This is a genomic window from Pseudomonas sp. TE36184, assembly GCF_054060055.1.
Window position 1 is genome coordinate 3,726,397 of sequence record NZ_JBSSCU010000001.1, and the last position, 22,841, is coordinate 3,749,237.

The following is a 22,841-nucleotide window of genomic DNA, read 5'->3' on the forward strand; positions in this document are numbered from 1 at the left end:
TATCCATGGGGAGGTTACCGACGATAAGATAGCCAATCGTGTTTGAACTACTGAACCCTATTCATGAAAACCCCATGCGATCTTTCCGAACTCGACGCCTTCGCCGCAGTGGCTCGCCATCACAGCTTTCGCAAAGCGGCCGACGAGCGAGGGGTGTCTGCATCGGCCCTGAGCCACGCCATGCGTGCCTTGGAAGGCAGGCTGGGAGTCAGGCTGCTCAACCGTACCACTCGCAGCGTGACGCCCACCGAAGCAGGCAATCAACTGCTCGCTACGCTGGTTCCAGCGTTGGCGGAGATCGCCAAAGGGCTGCATGAACTGACCTTCAAACAAGAAGTTCCCACCGGTACGCTGCGATTGAACGTATCGCGACCCGCAGCCCACCTCGTCATTGCGCCACTGTTGGCGCCATTCACTGCCGCCTACCCACGTGTCAACGTGGAGCTGGTGGCTGACGATGGATTGAGCGACATCATCGACAAAGGCTTCGATGCAGGCGTGCGCTTCGGCGAAAGCCTTGCCGGTGACATGATCGCCGTCCCGGTGGGCTCACCGCAGGGATTTGTCACCGTTGCTGCCCCCGGTTACCTCAGGAGGCACGGGACACCGGACACGCCACAAAGGCTGCTTGAACACGCCTGCATTGGCAGACGCTTCCCAAGCGGCAAACTGTACAAGTGGGAATATCGTGCCGAGGGCCAGCCCATGCGCCTGGCCGTGGCAGGACCGTTGATACTGGAAGATGACACCTTGATGATCCAAGCCGCGAAGGACGGTGCCGGGATCGCGTATGTGTATGAGGAGATGGCCAGGGACTACATGGCTCAGGGGCAACTGGAGGAAATTCTTGAAGATTGGAAAGCCCTGCCAAGCAGGTTTTTTATCTATTACTCCAGCCGGCGTCACGTACCGCCAGCGCTACAGGCGCTGATCGAATTTGTGCGTGAAACGCAGCACCCATGAAAAACCGAAGGCAGTTCATGTGGGCGCCGTCTGGAAGCATGGGGTTGTGAACAGGGTGTTCTGATCATTTGCTATAGAGAGGCAGCTTCTGGCCGATTTCTATCTGTCGCCAGCGGCAGTTCTGGGTCGTTAGCGACCACTGCTCTGGCTAGCCATCCTTATCCTCCCACACGCGGAGGACTTGCCATGAACACCATCGCTACCTGCAGCCGTAAACCCTGGAACAAAGGAAAATTGGTAGGACAGAAAACCCCGCTCCGACTCAGAGATATCTGGGCCATCCGAGTAAGACTTCAAATTGCAGAAAGAACCCGGGATCTGGCTCTCGTCGATCTGGCTATCGACAGCAAGCTTCGAGCCTGCGACTTAACCAAGCTCCGTGTGCGCGACGTTACACATGGCGAGCACGTGTCATCACGAGCCATGGTGATGCAGCAGAAAACGCAACGGCCAGTGCAGTTTGAGATCACTGAGCAAACACGGTCTGCTCTCGCGGCCTGGATACATCAAGCCCAGCTCCGCAACGAGGACTGCCTTTTTCCGAGCCGGTTGCATGCCTCAGACTATCTATCCACTCGTCAATACGCTCGTATCGTCAAAGGCTGGGTAAAAGCCGTAGGCCTTGATCCAGCCATGTATGGCACTCACACAATGAGACGTACGAAGGCATCACTGATCTATCGCAGGACGAAGAACCTGCGGGCGGTTCAACTGTTGCTCGGCCATACGAAGCAGGAGAGCACCGCTCGATATCTAGGGATTGAGGTTGATGACGCTCTGGAGATGGCGGAACAGACCGAGGTTTGACCATGCATAGCGACGGTCGAAGCCAAGCCGTCGCTAACCGGCCATGTGCGGACGCGGCGGACGCAACGGTTTCCGTCTCGGAGAGGAGCCAAATCCAACCGCACTGCCACCACTAGGCGGACGCTATTAGTCGCTGCGCTGACCAACAGCTAACCCAGGCAGTGTGTCGCGCATGATTTACATCAATCTTATTGCAGCAATTACGAGTACGTTGCAGATAACGGTAATCGACGTTAAGCGATGTACCAGCTCCTGTGGAGCGTCGGCGATGGTTGCTCATCGTGCGAAACCATCTATTTGTCGTATGGATTGGGAGCGTGCTCGATGGACCGTGAACTTGTACTTGCGATGGCTGTGCTCGGCTTAGGTTCGATCACGCCAGCCAGCGCGGCGCCTATCAGCGCCACGCTGAAGAAGGCCGACACGCGCGAATTTCCTGACCTGCCTATCGGCACTTTCGTCGCACTTCCTCAGGTCGTGCTTTCAGCGACCCGCGACGACAACATCTACGCCCAGCGTACCGATGAAACCGAAGACACCATCTTCACCCTGTCACCGTCGCTGCTACTGCAATCGGACTGGGAACGGCACGAACTGAGCGTGGATCTCGGCGCCGACCTCGACCGCTATCAGGACGCCGATTCCGAAGACGTGGAGGACTTCTGGTTGGGCCTCGACGGTACCCGCGAGTTGACCGAGCAAACGCAAGTATTCGGGGGCTTACGCCACACCCGCGATCATGAGGATCGCTATGTCCCCGGCGCTGCCTGGCCGGAGTTGCAACGCGAGCCCACCCGCTACGAGCACGATGAAGCATACCTGGGGGGTGCCAGCGAGATCGGCCGCCTGCGTCCTACGACAGCTACGACTACTACAACGCTCGCACCCTCGCCGGCGGTCGCATCGACAATGCCGATCGCAAGCACAACCTGAGTTCGCTAGACGCGGTAAGGGACCGAAGTACATGGGCGACCAGCCCAGCGATGAGGAATCATCGCACCACCCCGACGACGAAGAGCACGAGCGTTGATGCGTCGCCGGTAATATTCAGACGAGGAGATACCCATGAAAAGCATCAAATTCGCCATCGGCCTTTCAATGGCCCTACTATCCGGTGCAGCGTTGGCGCAGTCCTCCGACGTCCAGGGCGCGGCCGGTAACAGCGAGCAGGTCTTCGGCTCGCAGATCATGACCCAGCAAGAACGCCTGGAATACCGCAACCGCATGCGCCAAGCCACCACTCAACAAGAGCGCGAGCAGATTCGCGTCCAGCACCATGAACAGATGCGTGAGCGAGCCAAAGAACGGGGTGTGACGTTGCCGGAAGATCCACCCGCGCGCGGCATGGGCGGCGGCATGGGCGGCGGCGCAGGCGGTGGTATGGGTGGCGGCATGGGTAAAGGGGGAAGCTGAATCGACTTACGAAGTTGGGCGCGCTGAGCCACTTACGGGCGCTTTATTACGGGCGGGCCGTGGGTTCTAGTTTCACCGCGCTACGCCCGTGCTCGCAAAGCGAAGCCCAATTCGCAGCTCGAAGTAAAGGCAGTACTGGTCGAACGCAGCGCCTTTCAGCGTCTGCTTCTGGCCGAGGCTGTGTAAAAACGTTTTTGAGCGCGGCAGGTACTCAAAACCGGACTGAAAGTCGCGCGTCTACGCGAAATCCACATCTGCTGACGTGCCGATAAATTTCAGATTTAACGTAGACGCGCACACTTCAATTTTGACGAAGCGTTTTTACACACTCTGGGCCGATCGCTGCCTTTCGCGAAGAGCAGCTTAGGGTCGATTTTAGCCGGTCACAGAAGGCAGAAATGGGCTATCAGCGACATTACCGTGTCGATCTTTTAGCTTGCTGAAACGTTTCATCACGTTTATAAAAATGGCACAACTCCAAGAAAGGCTGCCGCCATGACCCCGCTCAAACTTTTTGTTGCCATCAGCGCACTGTCCGCTGCCTCCCACGCCATGGCATGGGATTACGTTCTGCTCGACACTGACAAAGCCGCCCAGAGCTGGCAGATCACCAGTCAGCAACTCGGAATAAAAACCGACAAACCCTTCAGCGTTACCTTGCGCACCTTGCACGGCGGTCGGCAGGAGGGCGTCAGCATCGTCGACATCGATAACGGCACGATGAAACTCTCGGTAGTGCCGACTCGCGGAATGAACGTCTTGCAGGCCTCGGTTGGCAATGTACGCATGGGCTGGGATTCGCCGGTCAAGGAAGTGGTCAATCCGTCTTTCATCGAACTCAATGGCCGCGGTGGTCTGGGCTGGTTGGAAGGTTTCAATGAGCTGGTCACCCGCTGCGGATACGAATGGGTCGGCCACCCCGGCGTCGACAACGGCGAACTGCTGACCCTGCACGGTCGGGCCGCCAACATTCCTGCGAATAAAGTCACGCTGCATATCGATGAAAAACCACCGTACGCCATCACCCTGCGCGGCGAGCTGAAAGAGCAGGCGTTCAAGAAGGTCGACTTCTCGGTCGCGACCGAACTGGTCACCGAACCCGGCAGCGTCGTGTTCGCCCTCAACGACACCCTGACCAACAACGGCGACTATCCGAAGGAATACCAGGCGCTGTATCACAGCAACTTCAGCACCCCGTTCCTGGAGCAGGGCGCTCGTTTCGCCGCGCCGGTGAAACAGGTGTCGCCGTTCAACGACAAGGCCAAGGACGATCTCCCCGACTGGCAAACCTACCGCGCACCGACCAGAGACTACGACGAAACGGTGTACAACGTGGTGCCGTATGCCGATGCCAAGGGCGATACGTTGACCGTGTTGCATAACAAGGCCGGCAGCCTGGGCGTTTCGGTCGGCTTCAATACTCAGACACTGCCCGTGTTTTCCCTGTGGAAAAACACCGACACCCAAGGCCAGGGCTATGTCACGGGGCTGGAGCCGGGGACAAGTTTTTCCTACAACCGCCGTTATCAGCGGCCACTGAATCTGGTACCGACAATTGGGCCCAAGGAACACAAGCAGTTCCGCATCAGCTATAGCTTGTTGGCGGATAAGGCGGCGGTGGATAGAGCCTTGAAGCAGGTTAGCGAGATTCAGGATGGGCGGGAGACTGAGGTGCGGCAGACGCCGTTGGTTGATCTTACCAAGGGGTGACACGGGCTGGAGCATTGTCGGCCGATATTGCAGCCCCTCGGCCATGTGTTCGCGTCTGAGCCCGTCGGCTTGTTCAAGGTCCACCAGCAAGCGCGCGACCTTGAGCGGCGATGGGCTGCTCGCAACGATTCGGTCACTGTCTGCGGTTGGCCGATTTCTGCCCGTCACGAACGGCAGAAGTCGGCCAGAAGGAGTCACTGGACACCTCTGCCGTCAGTCGCTAGCCTCAGCCGTCACTGACATTCAGGTGTCTCACATACAGCCAACAGTCAGGAGACGGCACACCTATGGCCTACGAAATCCATATTGTCAGATCGATGGAAATAGCTCTTGAAGAATGGCAATTACTTTGCGCAAGTGATCCATCACTGAAGCTAGAAAACGAGTTGGCTCGCAGAAATCCCGTCACCGGTGAAACCATTGTTTCCAGCGGGAAAAATTCAGCAACTTGGACGTCTCCACTAACACAGCAACAGTATCTCTTTGACTATCGCAGGGGGATGATTTCCTTCGTCTACAGTGATGCGGCAATCATAAAGGCCAAGGAAATTGCGAAAGCACTCGCAGCCAGCGTTGAAGGCGATGAAGGCGAGGCATATTGAAAATATGCTTGATGACGGATGTTCTCTAGCTTCCTATCAGCGAATTTCACCTGCTAGCTGCTGATAGGCCGCTAGGGGCCGATTTCTACCTGTCGCGACCGACAGAAGTTAGCCATCAATCGCCAGTGACTGACCCAGAACCTAGACAGCCATGCACTGACCCGCCGAGGAGCGGGCGCAAGATCATCGCCAGCCGTTTCGGCATTGAGGTTGCCATGCCTGCAATCTCGAGAACCTTGTATTCCGCGGTTTCGCCAAGCCGTCCCAAGGCGATTTGAGGCTGCTGTCGCGGCAGTTATTTCGAATGGCTCTACTGCTAATAGCGTAATGGCAAGTTGCCTTTATTTGCTTTGTCTATCCTCCCACTCGCCTGACCGAGATGCTTTGCCAAGGTCCTCGCGACCACAAGGCTCAAGGTGGTTCGGCACCACGCCTGCAGGTAAGCGTGTGGGGTCGACATAGGGCACGCCCGACGCTTGCGTCGAAACCTTACAAGGAGTTCTCTCATGGCAATTCCTACCACCAGTTGTGACGTCCAGGTGCAAATCTGGGTCGACGACAATGCAGTGACCAATGGCTCCACCGCTGGGGTCTATCTGGTCGATAACCGTATCTCTGCTGGCACCACCCACGAAGGCACCGCCAACCTGAATACTGCTGCGTCCAAAGGCAGCAATGTCTGCTGGCAAGTGTTCCTGATCAATCCCAAGTCGACCTCGCAGGTCTCCATTGCCGCCTTCGGTAACTCGAGCGCCTGGGGCTTCAGTGGCCAGCCGCAAACCGCTTCGGATAACGCGAGCGCGTACACCGGCACCGTGCAGAACGCAGGTACTGCGTCCTACCCGGTATCCCTCAACGTACAGGTGGCGGGCGGCTCCGGTATCACCGTGAAGCTCAACCCCAGCGTGACTGTCTCTGCCTAAGGAAGGAGCACGACAATGAGTGGCCAAAAAAGTACTGCCCAGGTGTGGACGGCTGATTCGCAGGTGCTTGCCGGCATCGCCAATCCGCAAACCGCAATCACCATTGCCATCGATACCGCATATGTACTCGGCACTGGTGGCGGGAACATTTCCACCGGTGTGTACATGTTCGACAATCGTCTGAGCAATGACAGCAGCGGCGAAGGAACGCTGGAACTGCGCACCCACTGCAACATCGGGGACTACCTCGGCTTCGAGGTGGTTCCGATCGATCCGAACGCTGGCGACACGGTGTCCATCACTGGCTTCCAAATTTCCCAGGGCAGTGTGTTCGGCAGCGATGGCTACCCGATGCAAGTCGGTGCCGCGGGTAACTATTGGGTGGGCCTGGCTCGCAACGCATCGTCTCAGACCACCTACCAGATCCAGGTCAAGGTGACCTCTGGAGGGCTTCGGCCATCGACACGTTTCATCCAATGGGACCCCTACATTGGTACGAACTGATTAGCTGAACCCGCGGAAGGAGCGTGGCTCCTTCCGTCCCCTCCCCCTAATAGCGCCTAGTTCCCAGACACCTTTGAATGACGTCTTTTGGCGGTGGATTCAAGCAGTTACGACAGGCAGAAAACAGCCAGAAACAACCCTTCGACGTGGCTACAAAACCAGAGGGGGTTTACTCATAACCGAGATGCGCTCCAAGCCCAGCTTCAACAGTTCCTTACGTAGCAGCGCGCGCTCAAGCACAGCCATTCCGGCATGCCATTCGATCGACAGCAATTGGCTCAACTTTTGTTGACTGACCAAGGGCTCAGCCAGAAAGTAGCTTCTGCACTCGCGGATGCTGATGACGTTCAACAGCCAGTCGCCCCCCTGCGCCGTCAACCAGTGACCGATCGTTGAACGATGCGTTCGGATCAGCGCACTGGCATCCCACACCGCCATCTGCGCAAAAACCTGCGGCAGGTTGCTATCGGCTTTCAGCCGCTTCATATCCACCGCCAATGCGCCAATCAGGTCCGACTCGATAGTGGCTTGGCACTCGGCGAAATACCGCTCGGGCCAGTCCGCTTCCAGTTTCGCCCGCTGTGCGAGGGTTTCATAAGCCCGAATATCCGATTGGGTGGTCAACTGCCCGGTGAAATTCAGGGTGTTGTCCAGAATCGCCGTGGCCAGCAACACCGCACTTTTTTTGCTGATCAGCGGCAACAGCTCTGCCGACTCCCAACGCTGAAAAATCAGAGTCGCCGCTGCGCCGATCGGCAGGATGTCCGCCGCAGATCCGAGCTTCTGCGCCCAATAGTTTTCAAAGCCTGGGTGATGGTCAATGACCTCCACCACCTGTTCAAGCACCACCGCCGGGTCGAAATGTTGGTAGTCGGAGACATCCACCAACACGAACTCATCACCCGCCCTCGGCAGATAATCGTCCAGAGAGGATTGCCATCCGAGCACGGTCTTGGAGATGCTGGCATTGAGCGGGGCGCTACTGACGGCCCGAGCATCAACGCCCTGGAGATTCAACAGCTCGGCGTACGCAATGCAACAAGCATACGCGTCGATGTCCAGGTAGGCCGAGCCTGAGGTCACCACCTTCATGACACGTGGGCCACAGCGTGAGCTGCCGAGACAGTCGAAGGCCGCTTCAGCGCTTGGGCGATCCCCTCCAGAAACCGCTCATACGCCAATTGACACGGTTCTTCGTCGATGGAAATGCGCAGCGTGGCCGCGGCTGTTTGCGACAGAATCTTCGTCAATACACTGGATGGGATTTTGCACCCACCCCCACCACTCTCAGACTTATCCATGCGCTGACAAAACATCGACATTAAAATCAATTTTCCATATTTAAAACAGCGTATTAGCGCACTGAAACACTCGGTTTCGTCCTATTTTCCGGCGACCAAACTCGCATGGGTTCATTGCAAGAACATGACAAAATAAAGGCATTTTGAAGACCGGCGAATGTGAGTGCGTAATGCGGTATGAACCATTCACGGAGGGCTGCACACCGTTGAAGTCGTTGGGGACTATTCGCTCACCAAATGGATTACCGTCTTGCCCTTGCCGCGACCTTCCGCGACCTGGCGAAACGCTTCGTTGACTTCATTCAGTCCAAATGGCTGCTGATCTATCCGGATCGTCAGTTGCCCGGCATTTGCCAGCGCGGCGGCCTCGCGCAGGATAGCCCCGTGGTTTTCGCGCCCCTTGCCTGTGAGCAACGGCGTCAGAGTAAATACGCCCGAGTAGGTTGCGCTTTTAAACGACAGCGGCGCGAGGCTGTGCTGCCCCCAACCCAGGCAGCTCAGTACGTGCCCGGTATAAGGCTTCACTGCCTTGAACGCCGCATCCAGGGTGCTGCCTCCCACCGTGTCGTAGACGATGTCGAAACCTTCCCCCGCCGTATGCTGCTCGACATAGTCATCTACGCGCTGCGCACGGTAGTCAATAGCCGTTGCACCCAGTGAGCGAATGAAGTCGAGACTCGCCGCCGAACCGGTGGCATAGACTTCGGCACCGCGAGCCTTTGCCAGTTGCACAGCCACTTGGCCGACCCCGCCTGCGCCGCCATGAATCAGCACACGTTGACCCGCACGGACATTGGCGCGATCCACCAACCCTTCCCACGCAGTAATGAATACCAAAGGCAATGCGGCCGCCTCACGCATGTCGAGTCTGTGCGGCTTTAACGCGATCAGACGTGCATCCACAGCAATGTACTCGGCCATAGTGCCCTGGGCGCCGCCGATCCCGCCGGCCATACCGAAGACTTCCTGGCCAGGGGTGAAGCCTTCAACCGCCTCGCCCAGTCCGATGACCGTTCCGGCGAGGTCCAGGCCGAGTACTGCCGGCAGCGCCTGACGGGCGTGGGCGCCTGCGCCGATCGCGATCTTGGTATCGAGAGGATTGACTCCCGCGGCGTGAACCCTGATCAGGACCTGCCCTTTACCTGGAACAGGGCGAGCGATGTGGCGGACGGTCAGAGGGACCTGGGCAGATTCGGCGATAGCGGCAAGCATGGTGTGATTCATGACGCAAACCCTATGATTGAATGGACGCTTACAGGTTGCCGCGCTTTCATTGTTCCGATAAGAAACTGAATTTGCATATGACTTATTCCACAAAGAGGCCTAATTGCCGATGGACCTGTTCGACAACATGCACATCTTTGTACGCGTCGTGGAGCGCGGGTCGTTTTCTGCGGTAGCTCGAGAGCTGAACATGGGGCAGCCGGCAGTGAGCAAGCAAGTCCGCGCACTGGAACAGTATCTGGGCGGGCCATTGTTCGCCCGCAGCACCCGGCACCTGGCCCTGACCGACCAGGGCCAACGCTTCTACAGCCACTGCCAAGAAATTCTCGGCCACCTCGAAACCGCCACGCTTAGCTTTGCCTGCGGCCAGGAGCAGATCGCAGGTCCCCTGAGAGTAACGGCACCGGTCAGTTACGGGAGGTTGTGCATAGCGCCGCTGGTAGGGACTTTTCTGCAGCGCTATCCCGAGGTCCGGATTGACCTGCGGCTGAGCGATTACAATGAAGACCTGCTCAAGGAAAACATCGACCTTGCGATCCGGATCGGGGCGGTCAAGAGCGAGGGATTGGTGGCAATGTCTCTGGGTACCAGCACGCGGCGGGTCTATGCCGCGCCCGCCTATCTGGACCTACACGGTCTGCCACGCGAGCCCGATGACCTGACAAGCCACAACTGCATCGGTTTCACGTTGCTGGAGCACTATGACACCTGGCACTTCAAGCACGGTGCAGGGGAGTTCGATGTGGCAATCAAAGGCAACGTCACCAGCAACAGCAGCGATGCCATCCGTGAAATGGTCCTCTGCGGCCTGGGCATTTCTCTTTCTCCAGAATGGCTGTTCGCAGCTGACGTCGAACAAGGCAACGTTCGTAGCGTGCTCAACGATTATCAGAACACCGCGCTGCCTGTAAGCGCCGTGTTCAGTCGTGAGCGGCGACATTCAGCGCGGACGATGGCGTTCATCGATTTTCTCCGGGCACACCTGTGAGGGTTTCCACACTGAGCCCAGGACCATGATCATTCCTGCGATTGCGCCACCAATCGGTTAGACGTCATCCCCTAGTGTGCTGGAGCCATTCCTTCGGGCTTGCACCAACTTTGCGCCGAAAAGTACGGGCTAACGCAGACGGACTTTCATAGCCAACCTCATCGGCAATCAACGCGATGGGGCGCCCTTCACGCAGGCGTTTCTGCGTCAAGCTGATTCGCCAGTTCGCCAGATAATCTGCTGGGGTACTACCCACCGTCTCGCGAAAGTGCGCAGCAAAGCTGGCGCGTGACATACCTGAGCGATCCGCCAATTGCGCCACGGACCAATTGCGCTGTGGTTCGTTGTGGATGCCTACAAGCGCGCGGGACAGCTGAGCATTAGCCAATCCGGCCATCATCCCTGACGCAATGCTACGACTAGCGATGAGGTGGCGAAGCAGCTGAATCACCATCAGCTCGAACAGACGATTGAGGATGACATCACGGCCACACTCGTCGCCGAAGGCTTCTTCAAATAGCCAGTCGAGGGTGCCACTCAGCCCCTGCAGTTCACGAAGTGGCTTGATGATGAAGTCCGGTAAAGCCAGAGTCAGGGGATTATTCGCCCCGCCATCAAATTGCAAGGTTGCACAGACCAACTCCGCTTCATCTGCTTCGATCGCCAGCAACTGATGCTCCTGCGGGCGCACCGCCAGAATCAGGCTGGGTTCCGTCAACTCAATGAGCTGGCCGCGCTTGTCCCTTAGGGCCAGGCGTCCCGAACGCAGTAAATGTGCGTGTCCGAAACTGCCCTGCCCATAGAGGTTGGTTGTTCCGCAAAAACCACCCTGGTGAAACGTGGACGCATGCAGATTGAAGTGTTTAAGCAGTGTCGATAATCGGTCCATGGCTCGCTCAAATTTAGACGATCTGTTGCATAAGTTCGACGATCTGGATCCGAAAGGAAAGTCTGCCTCCCTAATATTGACACCAGGCTTGATCGACAAGCCGGCTAATCAATCTACTGGAGAATTACCATGACTCGTATCGCTGCTCTCTCGCTGGACCAAGCCCCTGCTGGCTCGCGCGCTGCTCTTGAAGGTATCCAAAAAGGTCTTGGGTTTATTCCCAACGTATTTAAAACCCTGGCTCACTCCCCGGCCGCATTGAGTGGTTACCAGAGCCTCGCTCAGGCCTTGGGTAAAACCTCACTGAGTGCCGTTGAGCGTGAGGTCGTTGCCCTCGCTGCGTCAGAGGTCAACGGTTGCGACTACTGCGTGGCCGCACATGCATTCTTTGGTGCCAAGGCTGGCTTGAGCGAGGAGGCCGTTGGCAAAGCACGCATGGGCACACTCAGCGCGGTCGCGGCTCTGGCGCATCAAATCACCGAAAGCCGCGGACAATTGAGTGATGCCCAGATCACCGCAGCGCACAACGCCGGTCTTACCGATAGCAAGATCGTGGAGGTGGTGGCACAGATCACGCTGTTAACCCTGACCAACTATTTGAACAACATCGCCGCTACCGATATCGACTTCCCGCCATCGTCAAACTAACGGCTATTTCCGTAGCAGTTTCCAGCACCTGCAATACCAAGGTCAGCCCTTGCTGCTGACCTTGAAGGCCTGGCGGCGATTCATGACGCTCAAAGGCCCCATCAGTCAGACCTGCCGAAAGCACATCCTCGCCATGCCCTCCGCTAACCATCGAGATTTCTCACTTAATCATTGCTCATTTTTGAGTTAGCTTAAGCCTGAATTCAAGATAATGTTTAGCGCACTCTAAGCAAACACCCTTAATTACGGTAGCTTCCCTGATTTTTTTCAAGATAACCTTTCGGCCGGCTTGAGATATCTTTCCATATGCCTGGACTTGCCCCTATCAAACCGGACACCAACTCCCCGTTAAATTGATGCTGCTGCCAAGCGCCTAAACTCTCTTGGTGACCGATATTTCAGCGCGCTGTGCGGATGCTGCTCGTTGTAATGCTCGAAGGCAATCGTCAGATTGCGCAGCGCCGTTTCTCGATCCGGTTTGGGCATATGCGCAACGTAATCACGCTTGATCGTCTTCACGAAGCTCTCTGCCATACCGTTGCTCTGGGGGCTTCGCACCGGTGTAGTTACCGGCTGTAAGCCGATCTGGCGAGCAAACAGACGCGTCTGCTCGGCGATATAAGCCGAGCCGTTATCGCTCAGCCACTGCACCGGTGTGCTTGGCAGTTGATCGCCAAAACGCTTCTCCACGCTTTCCAACATCAAGTCTCGGATGTCATCACCGCTGTAGCCTGTTGGGCTGGCGACCCAGCCGATGGCTTCTCGGTCACAGCAGTCCAGAGCAAAAGTTACACTCAACTTCGCACCATCGTCACAGCGGAACTCGAAGCCGTCCGAGCACCAACGAGTGTCGCTGGTTTGAACGGCGATGCGGCCTTCATGCCGGCGTTGCACGCCAGGTTGCTTGATGCGTCGTTCCAGCAACAGATTGTGGTCGCGCATGACGCGATAGACCCGCTTTACGTTGATCGGTGGCCGCGACCGGGTTTCACGTTCGCGGCGTAACAAGCCCCAAACGCGGCGGTAGCCATAGCTTGGTAGCTCGCTGACTTGCTGCTTGATCTCAGCGACCAATTCCGTATCGTTCACGAGCCGAAGTCGCCGTACTTTGGGCGATACCGATTGCTTGATTCGAACCGTTAGTTGCGAGCGCGACACACCGAGACATTTGCTGACCAGTTTCACTGGTCGTCCCCCGGCAACAAGGGTGAGTGCGCAATCCATTTTCGCGACCGCGCAATCTCCACGGCCTCTTTTAGGACTTCGGCTTCCATCGTCTTCTTGCCCAGCATCCGCTGCAATTCGCGGATCTGCTTGAGCGCATCGGTCAGTTCCGACGCCGGTACAACGGCTTCGCCAGCACTGACCGCCGACAGACTTCCGTCCTGGTACAGCTTGCGCCACAGGAACAGCTGATTGGCGTTGATGCCGTTGCGTCGGGCCACCACGGACACGCTTTGCCCCGGCTCAAGACTCTCGCGAACCATGGCCAGCTTCTGGTCGGTGCTCCAGCGGCGTCGGCGTTCCTGGCCGAGCAGCTCACCACCCTTATCGTTGCTGTTAGTCATAAACATACCCGTTTGCCTATCCCTTATCGTAAGGGGGAAACGGTGTCCTGTCTTTCATGGGGCTCGTTCAATGCCTACATTTATCCATCACGACCTTGAGCTTCTCAATCCGTCCTTTGACTCGGACCTTGTCGATGTACTGAGCGAACTGGAGCATCTGCGTCGCCTAAGGCTTGAAGGTGATACGCCGCCGCAGGTGTTCTACCAACTCAAATCGCTTTTCCATGCACTGGAAAGCCTCGGTTCTGCCCGCATAGAAGGCAACCACACGACGTTGGCGGACTATATAGACAGCAAGGTCGAAGGTAAGGCCCAGGACACGGACCCGTTGCGCGAGGTGGCCAATATTGAAAAGGCGATGGACTACATTGAGCGGATCATGGCGCCCGGCGCAGCGCTGACCGAGCAGATGATTCGAGAGCTGCACGCGATGACCGTCGACGATCTGGTGCGTGAGGGCGACAAAACGCCCGGAGCCTATCGCAGTGGAGAGGTCAGAATATCTCAGTCTGATCACCAGCCTCCTGACTTCATCCACGTTCAAGCGTATATGCAGGAACTTGTCGCATTCGTGAATCACGAAGCTCCCCCGAAATACGACCTCATGAAGGTTGCGCTCGCTCACCATAGATTTGGATGGATACATCCATTCGACAATGGCAATGGCCGCGTGGTCAGGCTGCTAACCTACGCACTCCTGATCAAGTATGGTTTCAACGTCAACGCCGGCGGCCGTGTCCTGAATCCTACGGCCGTATTCTGCAACGATCGCGAGCGCTATTACGCAATGCTTGCCACCGCCGACAAAGGAACAAAGGACGGACTGGAGGCGTGGTGTACCTACGTGCTGGAAGGGGTTCGTGAGGAGCTGGAGAAAGTCGATCGCCTCACAGACTACGCATACCTGACCAAATGCATACTCGTGCCTGCCGTGGCCTTCGCACGCGAACGCAAATGGATCACGGAGACAGAGGAAGCGGTGCTGTTGGCCGCAATAAAACTGAAGGTCGTAAAATCGGCAGATGTAGCAGCCGTACTCCCACAGCAGTCTAGCAATCAACGGACTTACCTGATCAAAAAGCTGGTGGACCAAGGGATGCTTCTACCGCTGAACGCCGGCGCGAGGCAGTACACGATCGGTTTTTCCAACAACTATCTCATTCGAGGTGTAATCAAGTCCCTCAGGGAGCAAGGCTTCATACCTGAGCCGCAGGAAAGACCCTGAGCATCGATTAAAAACCGAATGAGCGGAAATCCCCCGCCGCTGTGCAGCAGTCTATGACGCCCCTCAAGAAGCCCGCCTCCTGCGGGCTTCGTTGTTTCTGGCGGTCGCTCCTTGCCCCCTTTACCTTCCTCCGTCGCAGTAAACAGGCTCTTCGCATCTCAAGGTTTACCAGGCTCCAGCCGATACGCTTCCACAGTCCCCGCAAAAGACCTAGCGAACTCAATACGCCATGAATAAAAGCCTTCGTTTCAGTCATAAAATTCTTTTGGCCGTGTCGCTGATAGTGATGCTCGCCTTCACCCTGTTCACGCTGTACAACGACTATCTACAACGCAATGCCACCCGCACCAGCCTGGAAAACTATTTGGCTGAAATGGGTGAGTCGACCTCCACCAATATTCGCAACCTGCTGGAGGGGCGGATCAATCTGGTGACGAACCTGGCGCAGAACATTGCCAGGGAGCCTGCCAATGCCGAGACGCTGATGGATGAAAGCGTCCTGACCTCAAATTTTCTCACCGACTACCTAGGCAAGGTCGACGGCAGCTTCAGTATTCGTCCGGACACCAAGATGCCCGATGGCTATGACCCGCGCTCCCGGGCTTGGTACAAGGACGGTATGAACGCCAGCGGCGCCATGCTGACTGAGCCTTATATCGATATGGCCACCAACAAGATGGTCATTGGTGTCATCAGCAAGGTTTCCAGCAACATCGGCGTGGTCGGCGGCGATCTGGCGCTGGATGGCCTGGTGGAAATCATCAACTCGTTGAACTTTGGCGGCATGGGCTATGCCTTCCTGGTCAACGATCAGGGCAAGATCCTGGTCCATCCGGACAAAGCGCTGGTGATGAAGTCGCTTTCGGATTTGTACCCTACACACACACCGAAACTTTCCGGCGAGCTGACCGAGGTCCAGTTCAACGGGCAAGCCCGCTTGCTGACCTTCGCACCGATCAAAGGTCTACCTTCGGCCAACTGGTACATCGGCCTGTCTATTGATAAAGACAAGGCTTACGCAACGCTGAGCAAGTTCCGCTATTCGGCGGTGATTGCCACCATCGTTGCGGTGGTCATCATCATCGTCCTGCTGAGTCTGCTGATCCGCGTACTGCTCCAACCGCTGCACGCGATGACCCGCGCAATGGAGGACATTGCCCAAGGCGAAGGTGACCTCACCAAACGCCTGGTCATCCACACGCATGACGAGTTCGGCATGCTGGGCAATGCGTTCAACCGTTTTGTCGAACGTATTCACACCTCGATCCGAGAGGTCTCGTCGGCGACCGAGCACGTCAACGAAGTGGCAATGCGCGTGGTCAGCGCCTCCAACTCATCCATGCTCAACTCCGACGAACAGGCTAGCCGAACCAACAGTGTGGCCGCCGCCATCAACGAACTGGGGGCCGCGGCTCAGGAAATAGCCCGTAATGCGGCTGAGGCCTCGCACCAGGCCAGCGACGCGCGCGGGATGGCCGAGCAGGGTCAGCAAGTGGTGGAGCGCAACATCGGTGCAATGAATCAGCTGTCGGAAATGCTCAGCGCATCGAGTACGAATATCGAGTTGCTGAACAGCAAAACGGTGAATATCGGGCAGATCCTCGAAGTGATCACCAGCATCTCCCAGCAAACCAACCTGCTGGCGCTCAACGCGGCCATCGAAGCCGCCCGGGCGGGTGACGCCGGGCGTGGGTTTGCCGTGGTGGCTGATGAAGTGCGCAACCTGGCGCACCGCACCCAGGAGTCGGCGCAACAGGTGCAAACGATGATCGAGGAGCTGCAAGTCGGCGCCCGGGATTCGGTCAACACCATGGGCGAAAGCCAGCGCCACAGCCTCGACAGCGTAGAGATCGCCAACCAGGTCGGCGAACGCTTGAACAGCGTGACCCAGCGCATCGGCGAGATCGATGGGATGAACCAGTCAGTCGCCACCGCCACCGAGGAGCAGACCTCGGTGGTGGAGTCGATCAACATGGACATTACCGAGATCAACACGCTCAATCAGGAAGGCGTGGAAAACCTGCAATCGACCCTGCGCGCCTGCGCCGACCTGGAACAGCAGGCGGCACGCTTGAAGCATCTGGTGGGCAGTTTCCGTATCTGACCGGTTCCAGGCACCGATCCATAGACGTCCACGGCCGCCTATGAATCCCCAAGAAGCCCGCCTCGCGCGGGCTTTTTGTTGCTGCCATGCCACCGATGGCGCGGTTACAGCATGCGCAAATCCAGCGGGTATTCGACGATGACCCGCAGCTCGTCAACGTTGGCGTCGTAGTTACCGAAATCGCCTCCCACCCGGTGCGTCGCTTGCAGTACTTGGAGCTTCAGGTCCTTTGCCGGGCCGCTCTGAACGATGTAGCTCGCCCAGAAATCACGCTCCCAGTGCTTGCCGTCACTGACGCTGTTGAACGCCGTGTAGCCGCCCGTTGCTCGCGTGCCATCAATGTTGTCACCGCGCAGGTAACGGCCCGTGAGGCTCAGCCCCGGCAGCCCTAACCCGGCGAAGTCATAGGTATAACTGGCCTGCCAGGAGCGTTCGTTGGGGTTGTTGAAGTCTGACCATTGGGAAGCGTTGTCGAGTTCCAGGTCGTAGGTGTTCCACACATAGTCGAACGGCGAGTCACCGCGCACTTGCTCGTATGCCAGCAGAAAACGGTTGAATCCGACATTCAGCCCCAGGTGCGTGCTCCAGCTGTCGTTATCGATCTTACCCAGCAGGGCGTCGCCACTGTCGCGGGTGCGATAGTAATTGAGCCCCGTATCCCAAGTGATGGTGGGGGTCAGCCGTTGCTTGAAGTCGACCCGGGCGAAGGACTGGTTCCAGACGTTATCCAGGCGGCTGGTGTGCAGTTTGAAACTCCAGTTGTCGTTGAAGCGATAATCCGCACCGATGTACTGCACATTATCCGCCCCGGTCAAGCGACCACCGTAGACCGTGCCCAGGTCACCGCTATGGTTGACGCCGCTGCGATCGCTGGACGCCGTCAGTTTGCCGCCCTCGATCTTCAAGCCGGCGATGGAGGTGTTGTCGAAGATCAGACCGGTCAGGGTTTGCGGCAACAGGCGGATATCACCGGCATGGAGTACCGGGCTGGTCGGGGACACATCGCCGTATTTGACCACCGTATCGAACGCCCGCACCTTGACCGCGCCACCGGCCTTGCCCCACTCATCCTTGGGCTCGCCGTTGTTATCGCCTTTGCGCGGAATCAACCCCGGCCCGCCGACACCGTTGCCCACCACGCCATCACCGCCGTCGAGCTTGACCCCGAACTGCCCGTAAGCATCGACCCCGAACCCCACGGGGCCCTGGGTAAAGCCGGATTCGAAGCGCCCGATGACCGAATGGGCCCATTCCGCCCGGCGGCTCTGGCGCGCCCCCGTGTGAGGGTTGGTTGCACTGCTGCCATTACGGAAATCCTGACTGAAATAGAAGTCCCGGTTGAGAATGTTCAAATGGCTATCTTCAATAAATCCATTTTCATTTTTATCACTGGCGGCCCATGAATAACCGGGCGCGGTAACGGCAAAAAACGCAGACAAAGCAGCTACTTTACGCATGTTGTTCTCTTCAAACTGTTAAGGAGGGAGGGCGGCAAAAAATGCTGATCCTGCCTTAACATTCCGAAAATCATGCCAATACAACAAATACTTATATTTCAATTAGTTAAATAAAGTTATCCACTATTTATCGCATGTATTAATCCGCACTTTGCGCGTCCGCTGTTGCACTGCAAACACTTGGCACAAGTTGAACTTGTGCTGTCGCCTATACAAAAAAAAAAGGAAAGGCTTGTGGCCTTTCCTTTGTGTTACGCCGCGCAAGGCGAGGATCGACTGTTCGTAGAAAACAACGACCCGCTCGCCCCCTCGACAAGGGAGGGTTGGCTTGCAGACTCTGGCTTAACGGACCTTATTGCTCCTGGCTGCAATTGCGCGGGCTGATGCCTTTTTCCTTGGCGTACTGGGCCGCGGAAGCCTCGATGATCGGCCGCAGCAACGCACGGTCGGCCTGGACCCAGTCGCTGATCAGGTTCCAGCGCTGGCCGTCCCATTGCTGAAAGCGCACCGCGCCGCCGCCTTCATGATCGGCGCACGACAACTTCAACGGTTGCACCAGGCCCTTGGCGCCCAATGCCTGCAACCGCGCATCGTCGAGGTTCAGGTGTTCGAAGCCCCAACGCACCTGCTCGCCGGTCAACTGCTTGGCGCCGTATTTGGCCTGCGCAAGGCGCACGGCTTCGACGTTGAGAATGCCGTTCACCACACCGAGGTTGTAGTACACCGTACCGAAACGCTTCGGATCGGCCAGGTTACCCTTGCCGGCGTCCACCACGCTTTGCTTGATGCCCTGCAGCACCGGGAAATCCGTCCCGGATGGGTGCGTGGTAATGGAAATGAAGCCCTTGGCGGCCGCGCCTGCCGGCACCACGTCCTCTTCCGAGTTGCTCCAGATGTTGCCGATGATGTGATCCACCGGGTAACCGACCTTTTGCGCCGACTTCAGCGCCACCGGATTCATCACCCCCCAACCGCGCAGGATCACCCAGTCCGGCTTGAGGCGACGGATATTGAGCCACTGCGATTGCTGCTCGTTGCCGGGGTGCGGCACTTCCAGCAGGGTCAGTTCGAAACCAGCGTTTTTCGCTAGGGTTTCCAAGACGCCATTGGTTTCCTTGCCATACGGCGAGCCGTGGTACAGCACGGCGATTTTCTTGCCTTTGAGTTTGTCCGCCCCACCTTCGCGCGTGCCGATGTAGTTGATGATCGCCGAGACTTCCGAATACGGGTTGAGCTGCAGCGGGAACACGTAAGGGAACACGCTACCGTCGGTGGAATCGGTGCGGCCGTGGTTGATGGTGATCAGCGGCAATTTGTCGGCCGTCGAACGGTCCAGCGTCGCGTAGGCGATGCCCACCGACAGCGGGTTGGTCGCGGCGGCTGGCGCGCCGTTGAGGCCGCCTTTGAGGCGCTCGTAGCATTCGACGCCCTTCTCCACCACATACTCGGTTTCGCACTCGCTCCAGGTCAGCTTGACGCCGTTCACCCCACCCTTTGCGTTGATGTATTGCAGGTAGTCGATAAACCCGCCGAAGAAGCCGGTGCCACCGGCGGCGTAGGGGCCGACCCGATAGCTCTGCAAGGGGAAGTACTGTTCGTTGTCGGCGTGAGCGCCGGCACTGAGCCCGGCGGTGATCAAGGCCAGGCCCAATAGCAGGCGGCGCAGCGGTGTGCGGAGAGTCATGAAGGCAGTTCCTCGTGAACGAAGGATGGGGGTCAGGGATGAGAACAATCAGTAACGCAGCGGCCAGATCCGCGCCCGTTGGCGAAAGCGTTGCCACAGTCGGGCCAGACCCTCGGGTTCCTTGATCAGAAAAGCGATGATCAACGCGCCAAAGAGCATTTTCTGCAGGTTTTCCAACTGGCCGGAATCGATCAGCCCACCGGGCAACAGCCCGAAGAGGTTGGCCAGCAGAATCGGGAACAGCACGATGAAAGCGGCGCCCAGGACATTGCCGAGCACACTGCCCAGGCCGCCGATAATGATGATGAAGAGCACTTGAAACGAGCGGCTGAGATCGAAGCCGTGGGGCTCCACCGTGCCCAGGTAGGCAAACGCCCACAGCGAACCGGCAACCCCCAGGTAGAAGCCACTGATGGCAAACGCCAGCAGCTTGGCCTTGAACAGGCGGATGCCGATCACAGAGGCTGCGGTGTCCATGTCGCGCACGGCCATCCAGTTGCGGCCCAACTCGCTGCGCACCAGGTTTTTGCCCAGCCAGAACAGCACCACGACCACCGTCAGGGTCAACAGATAACGCCCACGGGGCGAACTGAAATCCAGCCCCGCGATCAGCAGCGGTGGCGAGGTGATGACCCCGGAAGCGTTGTCGTTGGTGAACCAACTGAACCGGGTCAGCACCCACTCCACCACGAACTGCGCGGCCAGGGTCGCCACCAGCAGGTAAAAACCCTTGATCCGCAGGCTCGGCAGCCCGAAGGCCACGGCCACCAGCGCAGCGATCACCCCGCCCAGCGCGAAACTCACCAGCAACGGCAAACCCGGCACGCGCAATTGCAGGTTGTAGGCCGCGAACGCACCCACCGCCATGAACGCCGCCGCCCCGAGGGACAACTGCCCGGCATAACCGGTCAACAGGTTCAGCCCCAGCCCCGCCAGGGACAGCACCAGCAGCGGCAGCAGAATCGCGCTGAACCAATAGTCATTGCCCAGCCAGGGCACCGCAATGAAGGCAAACCCCAGCAGCAGCCACAAGCCCACGCGGTCCTGGCGCAAGCGGAACGTGCGCCGTTCCATCGCATAAGAGGTGCTCAGTTGACCGGCTTCTCGATAAAGCATGGAGGCATTCCTTGAAAGAAAATCAGACCCGTTCGATCGCCCGCTCGCCGAACAACCCGGCAGGCCGCACCAACAGAAACAGCAAGGCGAGGACGTAAGGCACCCAGTTTTCGATGCCGCTTCCGATGATCGGGCCGAGGTAAATCTCCGCGACTTTTTCTGCCGCGCCGATGATCAGCCCGCCGACAATCGCCCCGCCGATGGAGGAAAAACCGCCGATGATCAACACCGGCAAGGCCTTGAGCACCACCAATGACAAGGAGAACTGCACCCCGAGGCGAGCGCCCCAGAGCAACCCGGCCACCAGCCCGACAAAACCCGCCACCGCCCAGACCAGCGCCCAGATGCGTGGCAGGCGGATGCCAATCGCCAGGGACGCCAACGGATCGTCGGCAACCGCGCGCAGCGACAGACCGACGCGGGTCCGGTTGAACAGCAGCGACAGGGCGATCACCAGCGTGGCGGCCGTTCCGGCGGCGAACAGGTCGAACTGCGAAAGCAGCATGCCGCGGATTTCCAACGGCTCGTCGGCAATGCCCAATTCCAGACCATGGACTTGAGCGCCCCAAAGAAACTGCGCAAACCCTTCGATCAGGTAGGACAGCCCGAGCGTGGCCATGAACAGGATGATCGGTGCGCGATTGACCAACGGTCGCAGCACCATTTTTTCGATCAGCAGCGCCAGGACAACCATGCTCGCCAGGGTGATGACAAAGGCCCACACGAACGGGAAACCGCGTTCGAGCAGGCTGACAAAGGTCAGCGCGGCGAACAGCACCATCGCCCCCTGGGCGAAATTGAACACCCCGGAGGCCTTGTAGATCAGGACAAAACCAATCGCCACCAGGGAGTACATGACGCCCGCCAGCAGCCCGCCAATCAGCACTTCGAAGAAAAATTGCATGTTCAGTGGCTCTCCGCGCGGGAACGCCGCGTGCCCAGGTAAGCAGCGATCACATCGGGGTTGGCGCGCACTTGCTCGGGCGTGCCATCGCCGATTTTGCGGCCGTAATCGAGCACCACCACGTGGTCGCACAAGCCCATGACCACCCCGATGTCGTGCTCGATCAGCACCACGGTGGTACCGAACTCGCGGTTGATGTCGCGGATGAATTGGCTCATCTGGCCCTTCTCTTCAGCGTTCATACCGGCCATGGGTTCATCCAGCAGCAGCAACCGGGGCTGCGCAGCCAGGGCGCGGGCCAGCTCGACGCGTTTCTGCAAACCGTAAGGCAGCGTGCCCACCAGCACATGGCGCCAGGGGTGGATGCGCAGAAACTCGATGATGTGTTCGGCGTGAAGGCGCTGCTCGTCGTCCTCGCGAGGCGCACGGCCCAGGCGCAGCATCTGCTCGACCCAACTGCTGCGGCGCTTGAGGTTGCGGCCGGTCAGCACGTTGTCGAGCACGCTCATGCCCTTGAACAGCGCGATATTTTGAAAGGTCCGCGCAATACCGCGCTCGGCGGCCTGGTGCGGGCGCATGCGCCGCCGGGCCTGTCCGGCATAGGTGATGCTGCCGCTCTGGGCCTGGTAGACACCATTGATCACGTTGAGCAGCGAACTTTTGCCCGCGCCGTTGGGGCCGATCAATGCACAGATTTCCCCGGCCTTCACGGCGAAGCTGATGGAGGTGATGGCCTTGACGCCCTTGAACGACAGGGAGATGTCATCGAGCCGCAGTAATTCGGATTCAGTGGTTGCGCTCATGGGGCTCG

The 22,841-nt window shown here is 58.1% G+C and carries 21 protein-coding genes and 2 pseudogenes; 13 read left to right on the forward strand and 10 right to left on the reverse strand.

The genetic code is table 11. The features are described 5' to 3' along the window. Nucleotides 1-63: 63 nt before the first annotated feature. The 5 genes from ACVWZP_RS16805 (at nucleotide 64) to ACVWZP_RS16825 (ending at nucleotide 4,893) form a co-directional block, all read left to right on the forward strand. Nucleotides 64-963 (forward strand): LysR family transcriptional regulator, encoded by a 900-nt coding sequence (locus ACVWZP_RS16805; RefSeq protein WP_079442794.1) that lies wholly within the window; start codon nucleotides 64-66, stop codon nucleotides 961-963. 186 nt (nucleotides 964-1,149) lie between these two features. Then, nucleotides 1,150-1,770, forward strand: coding sequence for a tyrosine-type recombinase/integrase (locus ACVWZP_RS16810; protein ID WP_457369947.1), 621 nt, complete (start codon nucleotides 1,150-1,152; stop codon nucleotides 1,768-1,770). A gap of 324 nt (nucleotides 1,771-2,094) precedes the next feature. After that, the gene (locus tag ACVWZP_RS16815) at nucleotides 2,095-2,703 is read left to right on the forward strand and encodes an outer membrane beta-barrel protein (RefSeq protein ID WP_457369948.1); all 609 of its coding nucleotides are present in this window, start codon (nucleotides 2,095-2,097) and stop codon (nucleotides 2,701-2,703) included. Nucleotides 2,704-2,835: 132 nt separating this feature from the next. After that, a complete protein-coding gene (locus tag ACVWZP_RS16820) occupies nucleotides 2,836-3,183 on the forward strand; it encodes a hypothetical protein (protein ID WP_017844468.1) in 348 nt (115 codons plus the stop codon). Between the two features lie 495 nt (nucleotides 3,184-3,678). After that, on the forward strand, nucleotides 3,679-4,893 hold the full coding sequence (locus tag ACVWZP_RS16825) for an aldose 1-epimerase family protein (RefSeq protein ID WP_057005660.1): 1,215 nt from the start codon (nucleotides 3,679-3,681) through the stop codon (nucleotides 4,891-4,893). 9 nt (nucleotides 4,894-4,902) lie between these two features. On the opposite strand, the pseudogene ACVWZP_RS16830 reads toward ACVWZP_RS16825, so the two are convergent. Further along, nucleotides 4,903-5,021: pseudogene (locus ACVWZP_RS16830) on the reverse strand (magnesium chelatase subunit ChlI family protein); the annotation flags it as partial. A gap of 159 nt (nucleotides 5,022-5,180) precedes the next feature. On the opposite strand from ACVWZP_RS16830, the gene ACVWZP_RS16835 reads away from it, so the two are divergent. The 3 genes from ACVWZP_RS16835 to ACVWZP_RS16845 all read left to right on the forward strand — a co-directional run bounded on the left by ACVWZP_RS16835 (nucleotide 5,181) and on the right by ACVWZP_RS16845 (nucleotide 6,922). Continuing rightward, nucleotides 5,181-5,495: a hypothetical protein gene (locus tag ACVWZP_RS16835; RefSeq protein ID WP_057005659.1), complete on the forward strand. Its 315-nt coding sequence runs from the start codon at nucleotides 5,181-5,183 to the stop codon at nucleotides 5,493-5,495. Nucleotides 5,496-6,001: 506 nt separating this feature from the next. Then, complete coding sequence (locus ACVWZP_RS16840) at nucleotides 6,002-6,418, forward strand: hypothetical protein (RefSeq protein ID WP_017844470.1); 417 nt, start codon at nucleotides 6,002-6,004, stop codon at nucleotides 6,416-6,418. A 15-nt stretch (nucleotides 6,419-6,433) separates the two neighbouring features. Then, nucleotides 6,434-6,922, forward strand: coding sequence for a hypothetical protein (locus ACVWZP_RS16845; RefSeq protein ID WP_017844471.1), 489 nt, complete (start codon nucleotides 6,434-6,436; stop codon nucleotides 6,920-6,922). A gap of 150 nt (nucleotides 6,923-7,072) precedes the next feature. Here ACVWZP_RS16845 and ACVWZP_RS16850 read toward each other — a convergent pair whose 3' ends face one another. Together ACVWZP_RS16850 and ACVWZP_RS16855 are read right to left on the reverse strand one after the other, a co-directional pair. Next, complete coding sequence (locus ACVWZP_RS16850; protein ID WP_457369949.1) at nucleotides 7,073-8,014, reverse strand: DHH family phosphoesterase; 942 nt, start codon at nucleotides 8,012-8,014, stop codon at nucleotides 7,073-7,075. Between the two features lie 431 nt (nucleotides 8,015-8,445). Beyond that, complete coding sequence (locus tag ACVWZP_RS16855) at nucleotides 8,446-9,447, reverse strand: zinc-dependent alcohol dehydrogenase family protein (RefSeq protein WP_046384790.1); 1,002 nt, start codon at nucleotides 9,445-9,447, stop codon at nucleotides 8,446-8,448. A 109-nt stretch (nucleotides 9,448-9,556) separates the two neighbouring features. Between ACVWZP_RS16855 and ACVWZP_RS16860 the strand changes: the two genes are divergently transcribed. Beyond that, the gene (locus ACVWZP_RS16860; RefSeq protein ID WP_448125737.1) at nucleotides 9,557-10,435 is read left to right on the forward strand and encodes a LysR family transcriptional regulator; all 879 of its coding nucleotides are present in this window, start codon (nucleotides 9,557-9,559) and stop codon (nucleotides 10,433-10,435) included. Nucleotides 10,436-10,499: 64 nt separating this feature from the next. On the opposite strand, the gene ACVWZP_RS16865 is transcribed toward ACVWZP_RS16860, so the two are convergent. Beyond that, nucleotides 10,500-11,324, reverse strand: coding sequence for an AraC family transcriptional regulator (locus ACVWZP_RS16865; protein ID WP_079442785.1), 825 nt, complete (start codon nucleotides 11,322-11,324; stop codon nucleotides 10,500-10,502). A 129-nt stretch (nucleotides 11,325-11,453) separates the two neighbouring features. Between ACVWZP_RS16865 and ACVWZP_RS16870 the strand changes: the two genes are divergently transcribed. Continuing rightward, a complete protein-coding gene (locus ACVWZP_RS16870; protein WP_017844477.1) occupies nucleotides 11,454-11,972 on the forward strand; it encodes a carboxymuconolactone decarboxylase family protein in 519 nt (172 codons plus the stop codon). A gap of 348 nt (nucleotides 11,973-12,320) precedes the next feature. Here ACVWZP_RS16870 and ACVWZP_RS16875 read toward each other — a convergent pair. Then, a protein-coding gene (locus ACVWZP_RS16875; protein ID WP_199918165.1) for an IS3 family transposase occupies nucleotides 12,321-13,540 on the reverse strand; the annotation gives its coding sequence in 2 pieces (ribosomal slippage) (nucleotides 12,321-13,195 and nucleotides 13,195-13,540; 1,221 coding nt in all). A gap of 70 nt (nucleotides 13,541-13,610) precedes the next feature. On the opposite strand from ACVWZP_RS16875, the gene ACVWZP_RS16880 reads away from it, so the two are divergent. The 3 genes and pseudogenes from ACVWZP_RS16880 to ACVWZP_RS16890 all read left to right on the forward strand — a co-directional run bounded on the left by ACVWZP_RS16880 (nucleotide 13,611) and on the right by ACVWZP_RS16890 (nucleotide 16,869). Next, nucleotides 13,611-14,765, forward strand: a complete 1,155-nt coding sequence (locus ACVWZP_RS16880; RefSeq protein WP_457369950.1) for a Fic family protein — start codon at nucleotides 13,611-13,613, stop codon at nucleotides 14,763-14,765. Nucleotides 14,766-15,051: 286 nt separating this feature from the next. Continuing rightward, nucleotides 15,052-16,011: pseudogene (locus ACVWZP_RS16885) on the forward strand (HAMP domain-containing protein); the annotation flags it as partial. A 93-nt stretch (nucleotides 16,012-16,104) separates the two neighbouring features. Further along, nucleotides 16,105-16,869 carry a methyl-accepting chemotaxis protein gene (locus ACVWZP_RS16890; RefSeq protein ID WP_370737526.1) on the forward strand — a complete coding sequence of 255 codons (765 nt, stop codon included), beginning with the start codon at nucleotides 16,105-16,107 and terminating at the stop codon, nucleotides 16,867-16,869. 104 nt (nucleotides 16,870-16,973) lie between these two features. Here ACVWZP_RS16890 and ACVWZP_RS16895 read toward each other — a convergent pair whose 3' ends face one another. From ACVWZP_RS16895 to ACVWZP_RS16915, 5 genes are all read right to left on the reverse strand, one after another. Further along, nucleotides 16,974-18,326: an OprD family porin gene (locus ACVWZP_RS16895; protein WP_046384795.1), complete on the reverse strand. Its 1,353-nt coding sequence runs from the start codon at nucleotides 18,324-18,326 to the stop codon at nucleotides 16,974-16,976. A 352-nt stretch (nucleotides 18,327-18,678) separates the two neighbouring features. Continuing rightward, the gene (locus tag ACVWZP_RS16900; protein ID WP_457369951.1) at nucleotides 18,679-20,010 is read right to left on the reverse strand and encodes an ABC transporter substrate-binding protein; all 1,332 of its coding nucleotides are present in this window, start codon (nucleotides 20,008-20,010) and stop codon (nucleotides 18,679-18,681) included. A gap of 48 nt (nucleotides 20,011-20,058) precedes the next feature. Then, complete coding sequence (locus ACVWZP_RS16905; RefSeq protein WP_256823074.1) at nucleotides 20,059-21,126, reverse strand: branched-chain amino acid ABC transporter permease; 1,068 nt, start codon at nucleotides 21,124-21,126, stop codon at nucleotides 20,059-20,061. A gap of 22 nt (nucleotides 21,127-21,148) precedes the next feature. After that, nucleotides 21,149-22,030, reverse strand: coding sequence for a branched-chain amino acid ABC transporter permease (locus ACVWZP_RS16910; protein WP_079442779.1), 882 nt, complete (start codon nucleotides 22,028-22,030; stop codon nucleotides 21,149-21,151). A 2-nt stretch (nucleotides 22,031-22,032) separates the two neighbouring features. Further along, nucleotides 22,033-22,833: an ABC transporter ATP-binding protein gene (locus ACVWZP_RS16915; RefSeq protein ID WP_046384799.1), complete on the reverse strand. Its 801-nt coding sequence runs from the start codon at nucleotides 22,831-22,833 to the stop codon at nucleotides 22,033-22,035. Between the last annotated feature and the right edge of the window lie 8 nt (nucleotides 22,834-22,841).